Source organism: Pantoea phosphatilytica (genome assembly GCF_051025615.1).
Classification (GTDB): domain Bacteria; phylum Pseudomonadota; class Gammaproteobacteria; order Enterobacterales; family Enterobacteriaceae; genus Pantoea.
The window spans coordinates 290,646-311,772 of sequence record NZ_JBPFDF010000001.1; the positions used below are offsets into that span (position 1 = coordinate 290,646).

Here is a 21,127-nt window from a genome sequence, read left to right on the forward strand (position 1 = left end):
GGTCATTCACGATGATAAGGATGATTTGTCGTCACACTCCAGGCGCGATAGAGACTTTCCGCTACCAGCACGCGCACCAGCGGATGGGGCAACGTCAATGCTGACAGCGACCAGCTCTGCTCTGCCGCGGCTTTGCAGGCAGGGGCCAGGCCTTCAGGCCCGCCAATCAGCAGGCTGACATCGCGACCATCCAGCTTCCAGCGCTCAAGCTGCTGCGCCAGCTGCGGGGTTTCCCACGGATGTCCGGGAATATCCAGCGTCACGATGCGATTGCCTTTGCCGACCGCCGCCAGCATCGCTTCGCCCTCTTTTTCAAGAATGCGTCTGATGTCGGCATTTTTACCGCGTTTTCCCGCGGTCACTTCGGTCAGCTCAAGCGGCATATCTTTCGGGAAGCGGCGCAGATACTCCATGAAACCGGTCTGCACCCAGTCGGGCATTTTTGTGCCGACGGCAACAAGTTGCAGTTTCACCGATTAGCTCCAGAGTTTTTCCAGCTCATACAGCTGGCGACTCTCTTCCTGCATCACATGCACGATCACATCACCGAGATCGACCACCACCCAGTCTGCCGCGCTTTTGCCTTCGATACCCAGTGGCATCAGGCCCGCTAAACGGGATTCCTGCTCAACGTGTTCTGCGATAGAGGTCACATGACGCGTCGAGGTCCCGGTGCAGATGATCATGAAGTCGGTGATGCTGGATTTGCCCTGAACGTCGATGGTGACAATGTCCTGGCCTTTGAGATCATCAATCTTATCAATAACGAACTCTTGGAGTGCTTTACCTTGCAAAAGGTTCCCCTTGAAATCTGGTAGTAACGAGCCGGCTGTAAGCCCGGAGAGTGCAGCCAAAAAATTAAGCGGCGCAGTATAGCATGCCTGGATCAGTCGCGATATAAGCCTTCGCGGTCGATATAATCGATAACCGACGCCGGCAGCAGATCGCCACAGGGCTGGTTCTGATGGCGACGGCGGCGAATTTCGGTCGCCGAAATATCATAGAGTGGGGTGTCCGCCAGCCAGATATGGCCCGCGGGTTGTTCGTGCAGCTGCCGGATATCGCGGGTGACATGGCGATCGAGCCAGTGCTGCATCGCTGGCGTGTCGAACCGGGTCGCGTAGCCGGGACGCTGGCAGACCAGCAGATGGCAGAGTGACAGCAGATCCTGCCAGCGATGCCATTTTGCCAGGCTCAGCAGCGAATCCTGACCGATGATAAATCCCAGGGGCTGTGTGGCACCGCGCTCCGCGCGCCAGCTCTCTAGCGTCGTTACCGTCCAGGAGGGGGTGTCGCGCTGCAGCTCGCGGGTGTCGACGTCAAACAGGGGCAGGTCGCGGATTGCGCAGCGCAGCATCGCCACCCGCTGCGCCGCCGTCGCTTCCGGCTGTGGCCGGTGCGGTGGCACGTTGTTGGGCAGCAGCGTCACGCGCTGCAGGCCGGTCTGCTGAGCCAGCGCCTCGACCGGACGCAGATGACCAAAATGGATGGGATCGAAGGTGCCGCCAAACAGCGCGTGTAGCTCAGACATGGGCGAAGCTCGTCGGGAAAGCACGGCTGCTGAGCAGCAGCGTCAGGGTCTGTAACTGCGGCCAGACCGACTGACCATAATCCTGCTTCAGAGTGATCTCAATCTGACTCAGCAGATGGATAGCCCGTTGCAGGCGCGTCCCCTCCAGTCGCTGCAGGGCATCGGTAAACAGCGTACGGCGGTTCTGCCAGATACGCTGCTGATCCATCAGCGTGCGCAGCGGCTGTTCATGCTGATGGCGCTGCAGATGCAGCAGCGTCAGCAGATCGCGCTGCAGCGTGCGCAGCAGAATCACGACTTCGCTCTCCTCTTTTTCCAGCTGATGCAGGATATGCAGGGCGCGACGGCTCTTGCCCGCCAGAAGGGCATCGACCCAGTGGAACGGCGTGAAGTGCGCCGCATCGCTGACCGCCTCTTCCACCCGGGGCAGGGTCAGTTTGCCGTCGGGCCACTGCAGCGAAAGCCGCTCCAGTGCCTGCGCCAGTGCCAGCAGATTGCCTTCATAGCAGTAACACAGCAGCTGGATAGCCGCATCATCCACCGACAGTTTCTGAGCCTTAGCGCGATTAGCGACCCAGCGCGGCAGTTGCGCCTGTTCCGGCGTCTGGCAGGGCACCAGCACCGCGGAGGCGGACAACGCTTTGAACCAGGCGCTGTTCTCCTGCGCTTTGGTGAGTTTTGGCATCCGGCAGATCAGCAGAATATCGGCGTGCAGCAGCTGAGCGAGCTTTACCAGCTGCTCGGCCATCGCGGCGTTGGGGCCATTATCGGGGAACTGTAGCGTTATGGTCTGACGCTGAGCAAACAGGCTCAGGGACTGGCAGCTGACGAACAGGCTCTCCCAGTCGGTCTGGGCGTCCAGCGTAAAACTGAAATGCTCTTCGAAGCCCTGCGCGGTGGCAGCGCTGCGGATCGCATCTGAACTTTCCTGCAACAGCAGCGGTTCATTGCCCGCTAACAAATAACAGGCGCGCAGCCCCTCACGGAGCTGCGCGCTGAGTTGCTCAGGATAAATCCTGATCATTGCAGGCTGGTAGCCGAGGACGACGGCGCTTCCTGCGAACGCTGACCCGGCACCGGAATCACGGAAGCCGGTAAGGTCTCTTTGCTGTTCATCTGCGCGGCATGCACCGTCAGCAGCTTACGGACCAGCTGTTCGGCAGCACGCTGACGCATCTCCTGCGCGATCAGATCCTGCTCGGCATCTTTCGCCAGCGCCGCGTTCGGGTTATCGAAGAACGAGCGATAAACCGTGGTGCTGATAGGGTAGAGGCCTTTGCCCGGCAGCAGAACCTGCGCCGTCAGGGTCATGACCATCTGGTACTCCGCAGAGGTGCCGCTGATAAAGACCGAGGCGGTGTTTCGTCCCTGCGCCTCAGGGCCCAGACGCAGTGTCGGAATATCGGTGCGATTCTGCTTGCTGTCCTCAACAATGGTGACATTGTTGATACGCAGCTGCTGACGTACCGTGCGCGCCAGCGGACCATAAGGATCGCCGGATGAAACAATCAGCGTCTTCAGTTCGCTGGGCACCTGCGTGGTGCCGCGCGGATGAAAACCACAGCCGGCGGTGATCACCACCGCCAGCATGACAAACAGCCTGATAATCGGATGTCGCACAGTTCCTCCTGAACTTAACCTACGACCAGGTTAAGCAGTTTGCCCGGTACATAAATGACTTTACGGATAGTCACGCCGTCCAGATACTTCGCCACCAGATGCTCCTGGGCAGCGCGTGCCTGAACCTGTTCCTGCGTGGCATCGGCTGGTACGGTAATCTTGCCGCGCACTTTGCCGTTCACCTGCACCACGACCAGCAGTGAATCTTCAACCATAGCGGCTTCATCCGCAACCGGCCAGCTCGCGTCGTCGATGGTGCCTTCACCGCCCAGCGTCTGCCACAGAACATAGCAGGCGTGTGGGGTAAACGGATAGAGCAGACGCACGACCGCCAGCAGCGCTTCCTGCATCAGGGCGCGATCCTGTTCGCTCTCCTGCGGCGCGCGGGTCAGTTTGTTCATCAGCTCCATGATCGCCGCAATCGCGGTGTTGAAGGTCTGACGACGACCAATGTCATCCGCCACCTTGGCGATGGTTTTGTGCAGATCGCGACGCAGCGATTTCTGCTCGTCGTTCAGGCTGTTCACATCCAGCGCCACGGTCGCACCCTGCTGGGTGTGTTCGTAGATCAGTTTCCAGACACGTTTCAGGAAGCGGTTCGCCCCTTCAACGCCTGATTCCTGCCACTCCAGCGTCATATCCGCCGGTGATGCGAACATCATGAACAGACGCACGGTGTCCGCGCCGTAACGCTCAACCATCAGCTGCGGGTCGATGCCGTTGTTTTTCGACTTCGACATTTTGCTCATGCCCGCATACACCACTTCGCGGCCCTGTTTGTCGGTCGCTTTGACAATGCGGCCTTTCTCGTCGCGCTCAACCTCTACGTCAACCGGTGATACCCAGTTGCGTTCGCCGTTGGCGCCAGAGTAGTAGAAGGCATCAGCCAGCACCATGCCCTGACACAGCAGACGTTTAGCCGGCTCATCAGAGTTCACCAGGCCCGCGTCACGCAGCAGCTTGTGGAAGAAGCGGAAGTACATCAGGTGCATGATGGCGTGTTCGATGCCGCCGACATACTGATCGACCGGCAGCCAGTAGTTGGCCGCAGCCGGATCCAGCATGCCCTCTTTATAACTGGCGCAGGTATAACGCGCGTAGTACCAGGAGGACTCCATAAAGGTATCGAAGGTGTCAGTTTCGCGCAGCGCAGGCTGACCGTTGACCGTGGTCTTCGCCCACTCCGGATCGGCTTTGATCGGGCTGGTAATGCCGTCCATCACCACATCTTCCGGCAGGATCACCGGCAGCTGATCGTCCGGTGCTGGCATCACGGTGCCATCTTCCAGCGTCACCATCGGGATAGGGGCACCCCAGTAGCGCTGACGGGAGACACCCCAGTCGCGCAGGCGATAGTTAACTTTGCGTACGCCCACGCCTTTGGCGGCCAGCGAGTCCGCAATGGCGTTGAAACCTGCCGCGTGATCCAGTCCGTTGAATTCACCGGAGTTGAACAGCGCACCTTTGTCGGTCATCGCCGCGGCGCTGACGTCAGGGATAGAGCCATCCAGATTGAGGACGACCGGCTTAATCGGCAGATCATATTTGGTGGCGAATTCCCAGTCGCGCTGGTCGTGCGCCGGAACGGCCATCACGGCGCCGGTGCCATATTCCATCAGCACAAAGTTAGCCACCCAGACCGGGAGCTGTTCGCCGGTCAGCGGATGCGTCACCGCCAGACCGGTCGCCATGCCTTTCTTCTCCATGGTGGCCATATCGGCTTCGGCCACTTTGGTATTGCGGCATTCAGCGATAAAGTCAGCCAGCGCAGGGTTGTTCACCGACGCCTGGGTGGCCAGCGGATGACCGGCAGCCACGGCCACATAGGTCGCACCGATAAAGGTGTCCGGACGGGTGGTGTAGACGGTGACCTGCTCTTCGCTGTTGGCGACGTCGAAGGTGATCTCAACGCCTTCGGAGCGGCCGATCCAGTTACGCTGCATGGTTTTGACCTGTTCAGGCCACTCTTCCAGCGTATCCAGATCGTTCAGCAGCTCTTCCGCGTAATCGGTGATTTTGATAAACCACTGCGGGATCTCTTTGCGCTCAACTTTGCTGTCGCAGCGCCAGCAGCAGCCATCGATGACCTGCTCGTTCGCCAGCACCGTCTGATCGTTCGGGCACCAGTTCACGGCGGAGGTCTTTTTATAGACCAGGCCTTTTTCATACAGTCTGGCAAAGAACCACTGCTCCCAGCGATAGTATTCTGGCTGGCAGGTCGCGAGTTCACGACTCCAGTCATAGCCAAAGCCCAGCAGCTTGAGCTGGTTCTTCATATAGGCAATATTGTCGTAGGTCCACGGAGCCGGAGCAGTGTTATTTTTAACCGCCGCGCCCTCTGCAGGCAGGCCGAAAGCATCCCAGCCGATAGGCTGAAGAACGTTTTTGCCGAGCATGCGCTGATAACGCGCGATTACGTCGCCGATGGTGTAGTTACGAACGTGGCCCATGTGCAGGCGGCCAGAAGGATAGGGCAGCATGGAGAGGCAGTAGTACTTCTCTTTCCCTTCCTGCTCAGTCACTTTAAACGTTTCGTTTTCATCCCAGTGCTGCTGCACACGGGATTCAATCTCTTCCGGGCGGTATTGCTCTTGCATGGCTGCCTGTGGTCCTTTGTGAATAACATTTTTCTGGCTCTAAGATCCGCATAGCATACCCATAAGGCCGCATCTCAACAACACTTCCCACTTTGGCGGCGACGATTTCTGCGGAAAGCGTCAGCGCTCTCACTCTTTTGTAATTCACTGTACAGACGACACGGCAACAGCCACATTGCGACTAAACTTACTTCAGCGAGGGTCTGCATAAAGGAGAATAAAATGAATAAAGTGGCTCAGGAATATCGCGAGTCGTTAGCCGTGTTGACCGAGCGTCTTCGTCAGGGCGATCGTAACCTTGATGAACTGATTGCCGGACGGCGACAGCAGCTGATGGCGCGCGAAACGTTAACGGAAGCGGAAATTGATCAGGCGCTGAGTTCCGTGCGCCGCGATCTGGGGGAGTTTGCACGCAGTTATACCGATGTCGAAGAGCCGCTGGCGGATTCGCTGTTTATGCGCATTATCCGCGAGAGCGTCTGGAAAGAGCTGGCGGACATCACCGATAAAAGTCAGCTGGAGTGGCGCGAGGTCTTTCAGGATCTGCATCACCACGGGGTGTATCAGAGCGGAGAAGTGGTAGGGCTGGGCAATCTGGTGTGTGAAAAGTGTCAGTTTACCCGCGCTATTTACACGCCTGAAACCCTGTCGCGCTGCCCGGAGTGCGGCCACGATCAGTTCCAGCGTCAGCCATTTGAGCCCTGACAGGATTGCGTGAATGAAAGGAAGCGGGTCACGCTGTGTGACCCGCCGGTTACGCAGATTAGTGCAGGATTTTAGCGAGGAACTCTTTCGCACGGTCAGACTGCGGGTTATTAAAGAAGTCATCCTTGTTGGTGTCTTCGATAATTTTCCCCTCATCCATGAAAATGACGCGGTTAGCCACTTTGCGGGCAAAGCCCATCTCATGTGTTACCACCATCATCGTCATGCCCTCCTGGGCCAGCTCAACCATGACATCCAGCACTTCGTTGATCATCTCCGGGTCCAGCGCCGAGGTCGGCTCATCAAACAGCATCGCGATGGGATCCATGCAGAGCGCCCGCGCAATCGCCACGCGCTGCTGCTGACCACCGGAAAGCTGGCCGGGGAACTTCTCCGCATGCGCCGCCAGACCTACGCGCTTCAGCAGTTTCAGCCCCTTTTCACGGGCCGCCGCTTTATCGCGCTTCAGCACTTTTACCTGCGCCAGCACCAGATTGTTGATAATGCTCAGATGCGGGAACAGCTCGAAGTGCTGGAAAACCATGCCTACCTGGCTGCGAAGCTGCGCCAGATTGGTTTTTTTGTTGTTCACCTCGGTGCCGTTGACGGCGATCACACCCTGCTGAATTGGCTCAAGGCCGTTCACCGTTTTAATCAGCGTCGACTTACCGGAACCGGACGGTCCGCACACCACTACCACCTCACCGGTTTTGACATCGGTTGAGCAGTCGGTCAGCACCTGAAAGTGACCATACCACTTAGAAACATTTTTCAGGCTAATCATTTAAACCGTCCTTTTTCTTTTGAGATAGCTGACCAGCAACGAGGCGCTCAGGCTGATAACGAAGTAGACCAGGCCTGCAAACAGAACCATTTCAACCTGGGTTCCGTCGCGCTCACCGATGGTGGACGCGGTGCGGAAGAAGTCCGCCAGGCTTAAGACATAGACCAGCGAGGTATCCTGGAACAGCACGATACCCTGGGTCAGTAACAGCGGAACCATGGCGCGGAACGCCTGCGGCAGAATGATCAGCCGCATCGACTGCCAGGGTGTCATACCCAGCGCCAGCGCCGCATTACCCTGTCCACGCGAGATACTGATGATGCCCGCACGGATAATTTCCGAGTAGTAGGCCGCTTCAAACAGCGAGAAGGCGACCATAGCGGAAATCAGGCGGATATCGGTCTTCGGCGACAGCCCCAGCACCTGCTGCAGGAAGCTCGGCACCACCAGATAGAACCACAGCAGCACCATGACCAGCGGCACCGAGCGGAACAGGTTGACATAAATTTTAGCGAACCAGCTGACAGGCTTAATGCTCGACAGACGCATCACCGCCAGCAGGGTGCCCCACAGAATGCCGAACACCACGGCGGTCAGGGTGATCTTAAAGGTGATCACCAGGCCGTTAAGCAGATAGGGCATGCTGGGTACAATGGAACTCCAGTCAAACTCGTACATTACTTGCCTCCCGCATTGCCTGGCAGCCGGACTTTGCGTTCGACCAGACTCATCAAGAACATAATCACCAGGTTGATGGCGATATAGGCCAGCGTAATGGCAGTAAAGGATTCATAGGCGTGCGCAGAGTAGTCGAGCAGTTTGCCCGCCTGCGCCGCCATATCGACCAGACCGATGGTGGAGGCGATCGCGGAGTTTTTCACCAGGTTGAGCATCTCCGATGTCATCGGCGGCACAATCACGCGATAGGCATTCGGCAGTAGGACATAGCGATAGGTCTGCGGCAGGGTCAAGCCCATCGCCAGCCCCGCATTCTTCTGTCCCGTCGGCAGTGACTGAATGGCTGCGCGTACCTGCTCGCAGACGCGGGCGGCGGTAAACAGACCCAGACAGATCATCGAGGAGAGGAAGAACTGAATATTCGGGTCCAGCTCAGACTTAAACCACATGCCCAGCTTTTCGCCCACCAGTTCGGGCGCGACCAGATACCAGAAGAAGAACTGGACGATCAGCGGGATGTTACGAAACAGTTCCACATAGCAGGTGCCAAGGGTGGAAAGCAGGCGATTCGGCACCGTGCGCAGAATGCCGAAAAATGAACCTACGCAGAAGGCGATAATCCAGGCACAGCAGGAGACCGCAATAGTCACCTGAAAACCGGACCACAGCCAGCCAAGGTAGGTCGTATTACCGAACGGGGCCTGTTCGAGGAAAATGCCCCAGTTCCAATCGATACCCATAACGAGCTCCGGAAAAAAAGGGTAGCTAAGCTACCCTGAAGATTGATGAACGGCGTTTTATTGCCTGATTCAGGGGAACGACCCGAATCAGTCTGTCTGTCCATGCCGCGGTTTCAGCAATCGAGAGGGCAGCCAGGCCGCCCTTGTTATACCCGTTCTCTTTCAGGCTTCGTCTGGCCCGGTGCACGTATCCGCCGCGCTGACCTGGGTCACGCGCCGGGATACATGCGCCTGCCATAAGGCAACCTGAAATCCATTGGGTATTTTTTTGTTAATTCAGTGCCTTGTCATTCGGCGTCTTGAACAGGGCTTTCATGTCGTCAGACAGCTCAAAGTTCATGTTCAGGTTCTTCGGTGGAATCGGCTGCTTGAACCAGGTATCGAACCATTTTTCGGCCTGACCCGAGGTCTGGGCTTTCGCGATGGTTTCATCGACCAGTGCTTTGAACTGCGGATCGTCTTTACGCAGCATACAGCCGTAAGCTTCTTTCGACTGTGGCGTACCTAAGATCTCCCAGTTGTCCGGCTTTTTAGCCTTGGCGCGTTCGCCGGCCAGCAGGGCATCATCCATCATAAAGGCCACGGCACGACCGGTTTCCAGGGTACGGAAAGAGTCACCGTGATCTTTTGCGCTGATAATGCGCATATCCATTTTCTGTTCGTCATTCAGTTTGTGCAGCAGCACTTCAGAGGTGGTGCCGGACGTCACGACCACGGTCTTGCCTTTCAGGTCGGCGAAATCCTTGATCGGGCCACCTTTCTTAACCAGCAGACGGGTGCCGATGACGAAGATGGTGTCTGAGAACGCGGCCTGTTTCTGGCGCTCAAGGTTATTCGTGGTCGATCCACACTCATAATCGTAGGTGCCGTTTTGCAGCAGCGGGATACGGTTTTGTGAGGTGATTGGGATCATTTTGACCTGCAGGTCAGGCTTGTTCAGCTTCGCTTTGATCGCGTCCACGATAGCATTGGAGTAAGCCTGCGAATAACCCACGACTTTTTGCTGGTTGTCATAATAAGAGAAGGGAACTGATGATTCGCGATGCCCGACCACAATGACGCCATTGTCATTGATCTTCTTCAGAGTGCCGCTGAGATCTTCCGCCTGGGCCGCTCCCGCCGCTGCGCCGATCAGCAGAAGAGATAATGCCACTTTGCGTAGTTGCATGTTCCAACTCCTTAGTATGGAAAAGGCACAGGTTATAACCTGCGCTGATTATGATGTTGTGTCTGTTTTGCTGCGCTTCTGCTCATACTGCGGTTTTCGTCGCCGCAGATGAGTGATTAACATAACGGATTGTTAACGCAATGAAACAAAAAAGTTTCTTTTTTGCGAGGTGATACGCACCAAAAAAAGGCAGTTTTTTCATTCTGCGCGTTTAGGGTGCAGCAGAAGTGACTGTTTTGGTGCAACCGGTCAGGCGACAGCGCCTGCAATCCGCCCGTTAGCGAAAAACAGTGAAATATTTAGCAATCATCGTGCCAGAAAGCGGTGCAGCCGGTGAAAGGCAGCAGCGTCTGCGGCCGGAGGAGAAGGAAATATCGGGAAATCAGTAAAAGTGGCGGGTCGGTAAGCGCGGCACGCATCGGGCAGTAACAGGGCTGTCAGGCGTGCGGGCAGAAGAGAAGCCATTCCGCGCCACAGCAGGCGCGGAATGCAAAAAGCAGTGTCTGAGCGTAAAGCGCCGGCTGCAACGCACAGCCGGCCTCGCTGATGAGCGGTTAACGCCGCCTGCGCAGCAGGGCAACCAGTGCCGCCAGCAGCGTCAGTGACCACACCGGCCAGAGGCCCGCGCGGGCATAAGGGGTGATCCCCTCGGTTGGCGTAACTTTGCTGGTCAGCACGTCCCGCGTGAACTGGGGCAGCATCGCCTCGGTATCGCCCTGGGCGTTTACCACCGCCGTCACGCCATTGTTGGTGCTGCGCAGCAGCGGACGACCCAGTTCCAGCGCCCGCATTCTCGCCATCTGGTAGTGCTGCCAGGGGCCGATCGAGTGACCAAACCAGGCATCGTTTGAGACGGTCAGCAGGAAACTGGTGTCGGGCCGGAAGTTGGCCCGGACCTGCTCACCCAGCACGATCTCATAACAGATGGCGCTGGTCAGGTTATAACCCGCGACGCGCAACTGCGGCTGGAGATAGTTACCCCGGCTGAAGGCCGACATCGGCAGATCAAAGAACGGGGCCAGCGGACGCAGCAGGTCGGCCAGCGGCACAAATTCGCCAAACGGCACCAGATGGTTCTTCTGGTAACGGTTATCGCTGAAGTAGTTGTAAGGCATCTTGCCGCCCAGCACGATAACGGTGTTGTAATCGTGATAGCGGTTCTGCTCCAGCCGGGAATCAACGATACCCGTGACCAGCGAACTGCCGCCCGCGCGCAGTTCATCATCCAGCGAACGCAGGAACGGCTGCTGATTGCTCTCCAGATCGGTAATCGCCGATTCAGGCCAGATGATCATCGGCGCTTTGCCGATCAGCGGCTGGCTCAGACCGGTGTAGATCCGCAGGGTATTGAGCAGCTGCTGCGGGTCCCACTTCATCGACTGCGGGATATTGCCCTGGACCAGCGCCACCTCGACGGCACGGCCGGGGATCGGCTGAACCCACTGGATGTAGCGTAATGGCCACGGCAGCGCCAGCAGCAGCAGTGCGGCGACCAGACTTCTGACGTTGCGCTGCTGCAGGGCATACGCCAGCAGGCCCGCAACCACCATCAGCAGAAACGTCAGGGTCTCTACGCCCGCCAGCGGCGCGAGGCCTTTCAGCGGGCCATCGATCTGGCTATAACCAAACTGCAGCCACGGAAAGCCGGTCAGCACCCAGCCGCGCAGAAACTCAGTGATCTGCCACAGCGCCGGTGCCGCCAGCGCCAGACGCCACAGCGTCGTGCGCGGCCATAGGCGGTTCAGGATGCCGGCAAACAGCGCCGGATAGACCGCCAGATAAGCCGCCAGCAGCGCCACGATAAAGACGTTAACCGGTCCGGGCATGCCGCCGAAAGTGGCGACACTGACGTAGACCCAGTTGATGCCGCTGCCGAACAGTCCCACGCCCCAGAAAAAGCCGATGGCGCTGGCCTGCGGGCTGGAGCGGTTCAGAGTCAGTAACTGTAAACCGCACAGCGAAAGCAGGGCGGCGGGCCAGAAATCGTAGGGGGAGAAGGCAAGGGTGCCTGCGGCACCCGTTAATACAGCCAGCAGCAGGCGAACCCGCTGACGCGGGTAGAGTGAGGCTAAAGCCATAGACTTATTCGTCTTCCAGTTGAGGTTGTGGCGAATTTTCCGGAATAGTGACGTGAACCTGGATGATGCGGCGGCTGTCCGCCATCGCCACCTTGAACTGATAACCCTCGATCTCGATGCTTTCACCGCGGGCGGGCAGATGGCCGAAGCCCTGCATGACCAGACCACCAATGGTGTCGACCTCATCATCACTGAACTGCGTGCCGAACACCTCATTGAAATCTTCAATAGCGGTCAGGGCGCGCACCGTGAAAGTGTGGCGGTTGAGCTGACGGATATCACGATCTTCTTCATCGTCATACTCATCTTCGATCTCGCCGACGATCAGCTCCAGGATATCCTCAATCGTCACCAGACCGGAGACGCCGCCAAACTCATCAATCACGATCGCCATATGGTAGCGCTGTGAACGAAACTCTTTCAGCATCCGATCAACACGCTTACTTTCCGGCACCACGACGGCGGGACGCAGCACTTTTTCGATGCTGAAAGGCTCAGACTCGCTGCTCATAAATGGCAGCAGATCTTTCGCCATCAGAATGCCTTCCACATGATCTTTGTCTTCGCTGATCACCGGGAAGCGGGAGTGGGCGGAGTCGATGATGACATCCAGGCACTCTTCGAGGTTCTGATTGCGTTTCAGGGTGATCATCTGCGAGCGCGGGATCATGATGTCGCGCACACGCTGCTCCGCAATATCCAGCACCCCTTCAAGCATGTCGCGGGTGTCCTGGTCAATCAGCTCTTTGTGATTCGAGTCGCGGATCAGCTCCAGTAGCTCATCACGGTTTTTGGGTTCACCGTGAAAAAGCTGGTTGATTAACAGGGAAAAAAATCCCTTTTTACTACTGGGTGCATCGCTGTTTTGAGAATGGTCGTCGCTCATGGCGGTTTTTAAAGATCTCTCTGGTGAGGAAAGGGGGGCTGTCAGTCATCGTGACTCACAGCCGGATGGCCTGCGTTCAGCACTCAGGCGTCGTCTTTCTCCGAAATGTACGGATCAGGATAACCGAGAGCAAGCATTATCTCGGTCTCCAGTCCTTCCATCTCGTCGGCTTCATCGTCGTCGATATGGTCGTAACCCAGCAGATGCAGGGTGCCGTGCACCACCATATGCGCCCAGTGGGCTTCGACATGCTTGCCCTGTTCTGCGGCTTCCTGCTCAACCACCTGACGGCAGATGATCAGATCGCCCAGCAGGGGCAGTTCAATGCCGGGCGGTGCCTCAAACGGGAAAGAGAGCACGTTGGTCGGTTTATCTTTACCACGGTAAGTCAGGTTCAGTTCATGACTCTCCGCTTCATCGACCAGACGCACGGTAACTTCGCTGTCGGGCTGAAATGGGGTGACCGCCGCGGTCAGCCAGCGGTGAAACTGGCTTTCATCTGGCAGGTCAGCGCTGTTTTCACAGGCGACCTGCAGATCGAGAACTACCTCGCTCATTTGCTCTCCTGCGGGGCGCTCTGGGCAGCCAGCGCGTCGCGTTTACGTTCTTCTGCCTGCTGGTCACGGCGGGTCTGATCGGCCGCTTCCCAGGCTTCATAGGCGTTGACAATACGGGCAACCACCGGGTGACGCACCACGTCTTCGCTGTGGAAGAAGTTGAAGCTGATCTCTTCCACGTCCGCCAGCACCTCGATGGCGTGACGCAGTCCCGATTTAACGTGACGCGGCAGGTCAATCTGGGTGACGTCGCCGGTAATGACCGCTTTGGAGTTAAAGCCGATGCGCGTCAGGAACATCTTCATCTGCTCGATGGTGGTGTTCTGGCTCTCATCCAGGATGATAAACGCATCGTTCAGCGTGCGGCCACGCATGTAGGCCAGCGGCGCCACTTCGATGACGTTACGCTCCATCAGCTTTTCAACCCGCTCAAAGCCCAGCATCTCGAACAGGGCATCGTAGAGCGGACGCAGATAGGGATCGACCTTCTGACTCAGATCGCCTGGCAGGAAGCCGAGCTTTTCGCCCGCCTCTACCGCAGGGCGGGTCAGCAGGATACGACGGATCTCCTGGCGCTCCAGCGCATCCACAGCCGCCGCAACGGCCAGGTAGGTTTTACCGGTGCCCGCCGGGCCGACGCCGAAGGTGATATCGTGGTCGAGCACATTCGCGATGTACTGCGCCTGATTCGGCGTGCGGGGCTTGATTACGCCGCGCTTGGTCCTGATGTTGACCGCTTTGCCATACTCCGGCACGCTCTCGGCGGTCTGCTCCAGCACCCGGCTCTCTTTGATCGCCAGATGGATCTGGTCAGGCTCAATATCCGGAATTTCACCGCGCACAGGGGCGGTGTCGACATACAGGGTTTTCAGAATATCGGCTGCGGCATTGACGCTGAGCGCACGTCCCACCAGCTTAAAGACGTTGTCGCGACGATTGATTTCAATACCCAGACGACGTTCGAGCTGTTTCACATTATCGTCAAACGGTCCGCACAGGCTCATCAGACGACGGTTATCAGCCGGTTCAAGGGCGATTTCACGAGTTTCGATATTCAAACGAATCCTTTGGGTCCCTCAGGGCCAGTTATGGGATGTGTCTGACGCATCACAGGCGTTAACCGGATGCACCATAACGAAATTATTTATGCCGTAACGCCGGGGCGCAAGCTTAAGGAGAGATATTTGGGCAGCACGTCCGGAAACCAAGTGGCGCAGAGTGAAATTGGCGGCAACGCGATGCGCGCTGCCGCACAATAAAGCAGGTTTCACGGCTGGAAGAGGGCGACGCCGATGTCATTCTCTTTGCGGGTACGGGCAATCACCGAGGCCGGGCTCTGTGCCATGCGCAGTCCCATCTCCTCTTCGGTTCTGACCAGCCTGCCGCGCAGCGAGTTGGTGTAGACATCGACGATTTCCACATCCACGAAGCGGCCAATCATCTCAGGCGAGCCTTCGAAGTTGACCACGCGGTTATTTTCGGTGCGGCCGGAGACTTCCATGACATTCTTGCGGGAGATGCCTTCCACCAGAATGCGCTGCACGGTGCCGAGCATACGGCGACTGATGGCCTGCGCCTGCTGGTTGATCCGCTCCTGCAGGATCCAGAGACGCTGCTTCTTCTCTTCTTCGCTGACATCATCCGGCAGATCCGCGGCGGGCGTGCCGGGACGGGCCGAGTAAACAAAGCTGAAGCTGACGTCGAAATTAATCTCGCCAATAAGCTTCATGGTCTGCTCGAAATCCTGCTGAGTCTCACCCGGGAAACCGATGATGAAGTCGGAGCTGATCTCGATGTCGGGACGCGCCGCGCGCAGCTTGCGGATAATCGCCTTGTACTCCAGCGCGGTGTGCGCACGCTTCATCAGGGTCAGAATGCGGTCTGAACCACTCTGCACCGGCAGATGCAGGAAGCTCACCAGCTCCGGGGTATCGCGATAAACATCGATAATGTCATCGGTGAACTCAATCGGATGGCTGGTGGTGAAACGGATACGGTCGATACCGTCGATGGCGGCGACCAGGCGCAGCAGCTCAGCGAAGGTGCAGATCTCACCGTCGAAGGTGGCGCCGCGATAGGCGTTAACGTTCTGACCCAGCAGGTTGACTTCACGGACGCCCTGCGCCGCCAGCTGCGCGATTTCCAGCAGAATGTCGTCGCTGGGACGGCTCACCTCTTCGCCACGGGTGTAGGGCACCACGCAGAACGTACAGTATTTGTTGCAGCCTTCCATGATCGAGACAAAGGCGGTCGGACCCTCTGCCCGTGGCTCCGGCAGACGGTCAAATTTTTCGATTTCCGGGAAGCTGATATCCACTACCGGACTCTTGCTGCCGCGGACGGTATTGATCATCTCCGGCAGGCGATGAAGTGTCTGCGGACCAAACACAATATCCACGCAGGGCGCGCGCTGGCGAATATGGTCGCCTTCCTGTGACGCGACGCAGCCACCCACGCCGATAATGACATCCGGGTTACGCTCTTTAAGCTTTCTCCAGCGTCCCAGCAGATGGAACACTTTCTCCTGCGCCTTCTCACGAATAGAGCAGGTATTGAGCAGCAGAATATCCGCCTCTTCAGGGACCTCGGTCAGCGTGTAGCCGTGCGTACTGTTCAGCAGATCAGACATCTTGGATGAATCATATTCATTCATCTGACATCCCCAGGTTTTGATATGCAGTTTTTTTGTCATCGCGCTAGCCATTGATTCAGTGCAGTGAAGTGCGGGGCGCACATTGTAATGCTTTGATGCTGTGGTGACCAGCCTGAGGGCTTTTCTGCCAGCCATCGGGTTTTCCGGTACACTTTGCCTTATTCAGACCCGGTTTGCGCTGGCAGTCGGGCTTACGAGAGGGACATTAGCAATGCAGGATAATCAGTTTGATGTAGTGATTGTCGGCGGTGGCATGGTCGGTGCCGCGCTGGCCTGTGGACTGACACAGCACCATTTTCGCGTAGCGGTGATTGAACGCGCCGAACCTGCGCCTTTCGATCCCGACAGCGATCCCGATCTGCGGATTTCGGCGATTGGGTCCGCGTCGGTGGGGCTACTGAAGCAGCTCAACGTCTGGTCACGGGTTGAGGCGATGCGCAGTGCGCCCTATCGTAAACTGGAAACCTGGGAGTGGCAGACGGCGCAGGTGAGCTTTGATGCGGCCTCGCTGGGGCTGCCCGAACTGGGCTTTATGGTCGAGAACAGCGTGCTGCAGCGGGCGCTGTGGGAGGAGATGCAGTCGCTGGGCGTGACCTGCTACTGCCCGACCACGCTGGAAAATCTGCAGCCCGAAAATGGCGGCTGGCGGATGGATCTCAGCGACAACGTGGTTCTGCATACCCGGCTGGTGGTGGGGGCCGATGGGGCGAACTCGCAGGTGCGTCAGATGGCCGGCATCGGTATTCACGGCTGGAGCTATGCGCAGTCCTGTTTACTGATCAGCGTCACCTGCGAACACCCGGCGGGCGACGCCACCTGGCAGCACTTCACGCCTCAGGGGCCGCGCGCCTTTTTGCCGCTGTATGGCAACCGGGCCTCGCTGGTCTGGTATGACGCGCCCGCCAGAGTCCGCCAGTTACAGGCGATGCCGCTGGCCCAGCTGGAAAAAGAGGTTGCCAGTCACTTCCCGGCGCGGCTGGGACGCTTCAAAGCGCACGCGGCCGGCGGCTTCCCGCTGGTGCGGCGTCATGCTTCGCAGTATGTTCTGCCGGGACTGGCGCTGGTCGGTGATGCCGCCCATACGATTAATCCGCTGGCCGGGCAGGGCGTGAATCTGGGCTATCGCGATGTGGATGCTCTGATTGATGTGCTGGTCAGCGCGCGTGGAGCGGCGGAGGATTGGGCCTCCGAACGGGTACTGCAGCGTTATCATCGCCAGCGGCGTAAAGACAACATGCTGATGCAGGGGGGAATGGATCTCTTCTACTTCGCCTTCAGTAACCAGCTCGCACCGCTGCGGTTTGCGCGTAACCTCGGGCTGATCGCGGCAGAACACTCCGGCGTGCTGAAGCGGCAGGTATTGCGTTACGCGCTGGGATTGTAGTCGTGCTCTCAGGCTCGCCGCAGGGCGGGCCTGAATCAGGTATCAGGATAAGCAAAGCACAAAAACAACAAAGCCCGCAAAAGCGGGCTTTGTTGTGCAATTTGGCTGGGGTGCAGGGATTCGAACCCCGGAATGCTGGTATCAGAAACCAGTGCCTTACCGCTTGGCGACACCCCAATAGGTGTTAATCAAATTGTCTTTGTATGGCTGGGGTGCAGGGATTCGAACCCCGGAATGCTGGTATCAGAAACCAGTGCCTTACCGCTTGGCGACACCCCAATTATATGGTGGCTACGACGGGAATCGAACCTGTGACCCCAGCATTATGAGTGCTGTGCTCTAACCAGCTGAGCTACGTAGCCAAATTGTACTGCATTTCAATGATGGCTGGGATACCTGGATTCGAACCAGGGAATGCCGGTATCAAAAACCGGTGCCTTACCGCTTGGCGATATCCCATTCGTCCGTTCTCAGCATCGAGAATCATCAAAATTGGCTGGGATACCTGGATTCGAACCAGGGAATGCCGGTATCAAAAACCGGTGCCTTACCGCTTGGCGATATCCCATCCACGCTGCCGAATAATGAAATGGTGCGGGAGGCGAGACTTGAACTCGCACACCTTGCGGCGCCAGAACCTAAATCTGGTGCGTCTACCAATTTCGCCACTCCCGCAAAAAAAGATGGTGGCTACGACGGGAATCGAACCTGTGACCCCAGCATTATGAGTGCTGTGCTCTAACCAGCTGAGCTACGTAGCCATCTTTTTTTTCGCGTTACCTTCATCGGCGTTGCGGGGCGCATTATGCGGAGTTGACCTGACAGCGTCAACAATTTTTTTACCGATTTTTGCCAGATAATCGCTGTTTGACTGGCTTATAACCAGCCTGGGTGTTTATTCGGCAATTTTTCAGTGAATACAACGCCGATCGTCAAAAAAATGGGCCGCAGCGGGCCCATTCTGACGCTTTTCTGTTGCCTTATTTATAGGCGGATTGATGCACACCGACCGCACGGCCTGATGGGTCATCCATGTTTTTAAATGCTTCATCCCATTCAATCGCTTTGGCAGACGAGCAGGCCACGGATGGACCGCCTGGCACACACTCTGCTGCGCTGGCTAACGGGAACAGCTCTTCGAAGATCTCACGATAGAGATACGCTTCTTTTGAACCCGGCGTGTTGAACGGGAAGCGGAAATGGGCGGTTGCCAGCTGCTGGTCGCTGATTTGCTTCGCGGCCACCTCTTTCAGTGAGTCGATCCAGCTGTAGCCCACACCGTCCGAGAACTGCTCTTTCTGACGCCACGCCACGCTCTCTGGCAGGTAAGAGGAGAAACATTCACGCAGGATGTGCTTCTCCATTTTGCCGTTGCTGCCACACATCTTGTCGGCCGGGTTGATACGCATCGCCACATCCAGGAATTTTTTGTCCAGGAACGGCACTCGCGCTTCGACGCCCCAGGCGGACATCGCCTTGTTGGCACGGGCGCAGTCAAACATATGCAGCGCCTGCAGTTTGCGCACGTTTTCTTCGTGGAACTCTCTGGCGTTGGGGGCTTTATGGAAGTAGAGATAGCCACCAAACACTTCGTCTGCGCCTTCGCCCGACAGCACCATCTTGATGCCCATCGCCTTGATTTTACGCGACATCAGGTACATCGGCGTCGATGCCCGGATGGTGGTAACGTCATAGGTCTCGATGTGGTAGATCACATCGCGGATCGCATCCAGACCTTCCTGAACGGTGAAATGGATCTCATGGTGAACGGTGCCCAGATGCTCCGCTACGGATTTTGCCGCCTTCAGATCGGGTGAACCTTCCAGTCCGACCGCGAAGGAGTGCAGCTGAGGCCACCACGCATCACTTTTATCCTGATCTTCCACGCGCTTAGCGGCGAAACGCTTAGTCACGGCGGAGATGATAGAGGAGTCCAGACCGCCCGACAGCAGGACGCCGTAAGGCACATCGGACATCAGGTGGCTTTTCACTGACTCTTCCAGCGCATGTTTCAGACCGGCGGCGTCGGTGGTGTTGTGCTCAACGTTTTTGTATTCCATCCAGTCACGCTGCCAGTAACGACGGATTTCGCCATCGGTGCTGGAGAGATAGCTTCCCGGCGGGAACTCTTTGATTGAACGGCAGACCGGCACCAGCGCTTTCATTTCTGACGCGACATAGAGGTTGCCGTGCTCATCGTTGCCCATATAGAGCGGGATGATACCGATATGATCGCGACCGATCAGATAGGTCTGTTTCACGCTGTCATAGAGGATAAAGGCGAACATGCCCTCCAGTTCGTCGAGGAAATCGACCCCCTTTTCCTGATAAAGCGCCAGGATCACTTCACAGTCAGAACCGGTCTGGAACGCGTAGCGATCGCTGAGTTCAGCGCGCAGCGCCTGATGGTTGTAGATCTCACCGTTGACCGCCAGTACGTGGGTGTGGTCGGCGTTATAGAGCGGCTGTGCGCCGTTGTTAACGTCAACAATTGAGAGGCGTTCATGCGCCAGAATTGCATGGTCATCGGCGTAGACACCTGACCAGTCCGGGCCGCGATGACGCATTAAGCGTGAACATTCCAGCGCTTTCTTGCGCAGCTCAACAGGATCGCTTTTCAGATCCAGCACACCAAAGATTGAACACATAACTGACTCCTGATCTCACCTTACGGCGATGTTATCTTTTACTGTTTGTCCGGCAGCCTGACGCTGCGTGATACATAAGAAAATGCGCTATTTGGTGTGATCAATGCAAGAGGAATCGTGATTTACTGATAAAAATATTGTTCACATGGCAATAAAATTGAATAAACGATAATTAAAACGTTTTTTTATTGTTGGATCGGCAATGGATTGACTTTTTTGCGCAAAAAACAGGCGGCTGAATGGGGCGGGAGAGGGCGGAAAAGGGGAGACGCATCACAGTGCAGCCGGATGCGTCATAAGCAAACGCAATCAGAACAGGTCAATATCGGCCACGGAAGGGTAAATCCAGTCCGGACGGAACGGCATGGCATCAATATCGCTCAGCGTTGAGACACCCGACAGCACCAGCACCGTCTCCAGACCCGCCTGGAATCCGGCCAGAATATCGGTGCGCAGATTGTCCCCGACGATCACCGTCTCTTCAGAGTGGGCCTGCATTTTGTTCAGGGCGGCGCGCATGATGTAGGGGCTGGGCTTGCCGACCACAAACGGGCTGCGACCCGATATCTTCTCGATACCGGCACAGAGTGCGCCACAGGCGGGGATAAACCCGCGCGCGTGGGTGTCTGGATTGGTGGCGATAAAGCGCGCGCCGCTGGCCACAAAGAAAGCGGCTTTATGCATCATGTCCCAGTTGAACGAGCGCGTTTCGCCGACAATCACAAAATCGGGATTGACATCGGTAATGGTAAAACCGGCTTTATAGAGTTCATGAATCAGCGCGCCCTCACCAATCACATACGCCTTTTTGCCCTCCTGACGGCGCAGGAAGTCGGCAGTGGCCATGGCGGAGGTGTAGAAAACGGATTCCGGCACCTCGACGCCCGCCGAGGCAAAGCGGTTAGCTAAATCCTGCTCGGTTTGCGAGGGATAGTTCGTCAGCACCACCAGCGGCATCTCTTTGGCCAGAATACGCTGTAAAAACTCCTGTGCGCCGGGAACGGCCGTGTTGTCGTGCATCAGCACGCCATCAATATCACAAATTACGCTTTTAATGGTCATAGTCAGATCCGATGTGGCCCGCCATAGCAGCGGGAT

19 protein-coding genes and 7 tRNA genes are annotated in these 21,127 nt (G+C 57.1%); 2 read left to right on the top strand and 24 right to left on the bottom strand.

Annotated elements, in window-relative coordinates:
* Positions 1–2 precede the first annotated feature (2 nt).
* The 6 genes from rlmH to leuS all read right to left on the bottom strand — a co-directional run bounded on the left by rlmH (position 3) and on the right by leuS (position 5,748).
* Entirely contained in the window at positions 3–473 is a 471-nt protein-coding gene (gene rlmH / locus ACR6AS_RS01610; protein ID WP_111139026.1) for a 23S rRNA (pseudouridine(1915)-N(3))-methyltransferase RlmH, read from the bottom strand.
* A 3-nt stretch (positions 474–476) separates the two neighbouring features.
* Positions 477–794: a ribosome silencing factor gene (gene rsfS / locus ACR6AS_RS01615; RefSeq protein ID WP_111139027.1), complete on the bottom strand. Its 318-nt coding sequence runs from the start codon at positions 792–794 to the stop codon at positions 477–479.
* A gap of 92 nt (positions 795–886) precedes the next feature.
* Positions 887–1,531 (bottom strand): nicotinate-nucleotide adenylyltransferase, encoded by a 645-nt coding sequence (nadD, locus tag ACR6AS_RS01620; protein WP_111139028.1) that lies wholly within the window; start codon positions 1,529–1,531, stop codon positions 887–889.
* Positions 1,524–2,555: a DNA polymerase III subunit delta gene (gene holA, locus ACR6AS_RS01625; protein WP_434160928.1), complete on the bottom strand. Its 1,032-nt coding sequence runs from the start codon at positions 2,553–2,555 to the stop codon at positions 1,524–1,526. Before holA ends, nadD begins: the two co-directional genes overlap by 8 nt.
* Positions 2,552–3,151 carry an LPS assembly lipoprotein LptE gene (gene lptE, locus ACR6AS_RS01630; protein WP_111139030.1) on the bottom strand — a complete coding sequence of 200 codons (600 nt, stop codon included), beginning with the start codon at positions 3,149–3,151 and terminating at the stop codon, positions 2,552–2,554. Before lptE ends, holA begins: the two co-directional genes overlap by 4 nt.
* 14 nt (positions 3,152–3,165) lie before the next feature.
* On the bottom strand, positions 3,166–5,748 hold the full coding sequence (leuS, locus tag ACR6AS_RS01635; RefSeq protein WP_288475783.1) for a leucine--tRNA ligase: 2,583 nt from the start codon (positions 5,746–5,748) through the stop codon (positions 3,166–3,168).
* 222 nt (positions 5,749–5,970) lie between these two features.
* On the opposite strand from leuS, the gene ACR6AS_RS01640 reads away from it, so the two are divergent.
* Positions 5,971–6,453 (top strand): zinc ribbon-containing protein, encoded by a 483-nt coding sequence (locus ACR6AS_RS01640; RefSeq protein WP_111139032.1) that lies wholly within the window; start codon positions 5,971–5,973, stop codon positions 6,451–6,453.
* Positions 6,454–6,511: 58 nt separating this feature from the next.
* Here ACR6AS_RS01640 and ACR6AS_RS01645 read toward each other — a convergent pair whose 3' ends face one another.
* The 9 genes from ACR6AS_RS01645 to miaB all read right to left on the bottom strand — a co-directional run bounded on the left by ACR6AS_RS01645 (position 6,512) and on the right by miaB (position 16,036).
* On the bottom strand, positions 6,512–7,237 hold the full coding sequence (locus ACR6AS_RS01645) for an amino acid ABC transporter ATP-binding protein (RefSeq protein WP_111139033.1): 726 nt from the start codon (positions 7,235–7,237) through the stop codon (positions 6,512–6,514).
* Positions 7,238–7,915, bottom strand: a complete 678-nt coding sequence (gene gltK, locus ACR6AS_RS01650; protein ID WP_111139034.1) for a glutamate/aspartate ABC transporter permease GltK — start codon at positions 7,913–7,915, stop codon at positions 7,238–7,240. It lies immediately after the preceding gene.
* A complete protein-coding gene (locus ACR6AS_RS01655; RefSeq protein ID WP_111139035.1) occupies positions 7,915–8,655 on the bottom strand; it encodes an amino acid ABC transporter permease in 741 nt (246 codons plus the stop codon). The genes gltK and ACR6AS_RS01655 overlap by 1 nt, the downstream gene beginning before the upstream one ends.
* Positions 8,656–8,926: 271 nt before the next feature.
* Positions 8,927–9,823 (bottom strand): amino acid ABC transporter substrate-binding protein, encoded by an 897-nt coding sequence (locus tag ACR6AS_RS01660; RefSeq protein ID WP_128086250.1) that lies wholly within the window; start codon positions 9,821–9,823, stop codon positions 8,927–8,929.
* Between the two features lie 554 nt (positions 9,824–10,377).
* Positions 10,378–11,901: an apolipoprotein N-acyltransferase gene (gene lnt, locus ACR6AS_RS01665; RefSeq protein WP_293773637.1), complete on the bottom strand. Its 1,524-nt coding sequence runs from the start codon at positions 11,899–11,901 to the stop codon at positions 10,378–10,380.
* Positions 11,902–11,905: 4 nt separating this feature from the next.
* Positions 11,906–12,787 carry a CNNM family magnesium/cobalt transport protein CorC gene (gene corC / locus ACR6AS_RS01670; RefSeq protein WP_111142186.1) on the bottom strand — a complete coding sequence of 294 codons (882 nt, stop codon included), beginning with the start codon at positions 12,785–12,787 and terminating at the stop codon, positions 11,906–11,908.
* A gap of 83 nt (positions 12,788–12,870) precedes the next feature.
* Positions 12,871–13,344: an rRNA maturation RNase YbeY gene (gene ybeY, locus ACR6AS_RS01675; RefSeq protein WP_434160932.1), complete on the bottom strand. Its 474-nt coding sequence runs from the start codon at positions 13,342–13,344 to the stop codon at positions 12,871–12,873.
* A complete protein-coding gene (locus ACR6AS_RS01680) occupies positions 13,341–14,402 on the bottom strand; it encodes a PhoH family protein (RefSeq protein WP_111142184.1) in 1,062 nt (353 codons plus the stop codon). Before ACR6AS_RS01680 ends, ybeY begins: the two co-directional genes overlap by 4 nt.
* A 209-nt stretch (positions 14,403–14,611) precedes the next feature.
* Positions 14,612–16,036 carry a tRNA (N6-isopentenyl adenosine(37)-C2)-methylthiotransferase MiaB gene (gene miaB / locus ACR6AS_RS01685; RefSeq protein ID WP_128085766.1) on the bottom strand — a complete coding sequence of 475 codons (1,425 nt, stop codon included), beginning with the start codon at positions 16,034–16,036 and terminating at the stop codon, positions 14,612–14,614.
* A 172-nt stretch (positions 16,037–16,208) separates the two neighbouring features.
* Here miaB and ubiF point away from each other — a divergent pair, with 172 nt between their 5' ends.
* Positions 16,209–17,381 carry a 3-demethoxyubiquinol 3-hydroxylase gene (gene ubiF / locus ACR6AS_RS01690; RefSeq protein WP_434160935.1) on the top strand — a complete coding sequence of 391 codons (1,173 nt, stop codon included), beginning with the start codon at positions 16,209–16,211 and terminating at the stop codon, positions 17,379–17,381.
* Positions 17,382–17,483: 102 nt separating this feature from the next.
* Here the strand turns inward: ubiF and ACR6AS_RS01695 are convergent.
* The 9 genes from ACR6AS_RS01695 to ACR6AS_RS01735 all read right to left on the bottom strand — a co-directional run bounded on the left by ACR6AS_RS01695 (position 17,484) and on the right by ACR6AS_RS01735 (position 21,091).
* Positions 17,484–17,558, bottom strand: a tRNA-Gln gene (locus ACR6AS_RS01695).
* A gap of 27 nt (positions 17,559–17,585) precedes the next feature.
* Positions 17,586–17,660: transfer RNA gene (locus ACR6AS_RS01700), tRNA-Gln, on the bottom strand.
* Positions 17,661–17,666: 6 nt separating this feature from the next.
* A tRNA-Met gene (locus ACR6AS_RS01705) sits at positions 17,667–17,743 on the bottom strand.
* A gap of 22 nt (positions 17,744–17,765) precedes the next feature.
* Positions 17,766–17,840: transfer RNA gene (locus ACR6AS_RS01710), tRNA-Gln, on the bottom strand.
* Between the two features lie 34 nt (positions 17,841–17,874).
* Positions 17,875–17,949: transfer RNA gene (locus ACR6AS_RS01715), tRNA-Gln, on the bottom strand.
* A gap of 22 nt (positions 17,950–17,971) precedes the next feature.
* Positions 17,972–18,056 (bottom strand) — tRNA-Leu (locus ACR6AS_RS01720).
* Between the two features lie 9 nt (positions 18,057–18,065).
* Positions 18,066–18,142: transfer RNA gene (locus ACR6AS_RS01725), tRNA-Met, on the bottom strand.
* A gap of 219 nt (positions 18,143–18,361) precedes the next feature.
* Entirely contained in the window at positions 18,362–20,029 is a 1,668-nt protein-coding gene (gene asnB, locus ACR6AS_RS01730) for an asparagine synthase B (RefSeq protein ID WP_293773651.1), read from the bottom strand.
* 309 nt (positions 20,030–20,338) lie between these two features.
* Positions 20,339–21,091 carry an HAD-IIA family hydrolase gene (locus ACR6AS_RS01735; protein ID WP_111141045.1) on the bottom strand — a complete coding sequence of 251 codons (753 nt, stop codon included), beginning with the start codon at positions 21,089–21,091 and terminating at the stop codon, positions 20,339–20,341.
* Positions 21,092–21,127 lie beyond the last annotated feature (36 nt).

Excerpts from the sequence above, each read along its gene's own strand:
- lnt (WP_293773637.1), bottom strand. The coding sequence starts at position 11,901 with ATGGCTTTAGCCTCACTCTACCCGCGTCAGCGGGTTCGCCTGCTGCTG.
- ubiF (WP_434160935.1), top strand. The coding sequence starts at position 16,209 with ATGCAGGATAATCAGTTTGATGTAGTGATTGTCGGCGGTGGCATGGTC.
- holA (WP_434160928.1), bottom strand. The coding sequence starts at position 2,555 with ATGATCAGGATTTATCCTGAGCAACTCAGCGCGCAGCTCCGTGAGGGG.
- ACR6AS_RS01660 (WP_128086250.1), bottom strand. The coding sequence starts at position 9,823 with ATGCAACTACGCAAAGTGGCATTATCTCTTCTGCTGATCGGCGCAGCG.
- ACR6AS_RS01640 (WP_111139032.1), top strand. The coding sequence starts at position 5,971 with ATGAATAAAGTGGCTCAGGAATATCGCGAGTCGTTAGCCGTGTTGACC.
- miaB (WP_128085766.1), bottom strand. The coding sequence starts at position 16,036 with ATGACAAAAAAACTGCATATCAAAACCTGGGGATGTCAGATGAATGAA.
- ybeY (WP_434160932.1), bottom strand. The coding sequence starts at position 13,344 with ATGAGCGAGGTAGTTCTCGATCTGCAGGTCGCCTGTGAAAACAGCGCT.
- gltK (WP_111139034.1), bottom strand. The coding sequence starts at position 7,915 with ATGTACGAGTTTGACTGGAGTTCCATTGTACCCAGCATGCCCTATCTG.
- leuS (WP_288475783.1), bottom strand. The coding sequence starts at position 5,748 with ATGCAAGAGCAATACCGCCCGGAAGAGATTGAATCCCGTGTGCAGCAG.
- ACR6AS_RS01655 (WP_111139035.1), bottom strand. The coding sequence starts at position 8,655 with ATGGGTATCGATTGGAACTGGGGCATTTTCCTCGAACAGGCCCCGTTC.
- asnB (WP_293773651.1), bottom strand. The coding sequence starts at position 20,029 with ATGTGTTCAATCTTTGGTGTGCTGGATCTGAAAAGCGATCCTGTTGAG.
- ACR6AS_RS01735 (WP_111141045.1), bottom strand. The coding sequence starts at position 21,091 with ATGACCATTAAAAGCGTAATTTGTGATATTGATGGCGTGCTGATGCAC.
- corC (WP_111142186.1), bottom strand. The coding sequence starts at position 12,787 with ATGAGCGACGACCATTCTCAAAACAGCGATGCACCCAGTAGTAAAAAG.
- nadD (WP_111139028.1), bottom strand. The coding sequence starts at position 1,531 with ATGTCTGAGCTACACGCGCTGTTTGGCGGCACCTTCGATCCCATCCAT.
- ACR6AS_RS01645 (WP_111139033.1), bottom strand. The coding sequence starts at position 7,237 with ATGATTAGCCTGAAAAATGTTTCTAAGTGGTATGGTCACTTTCAGGTG.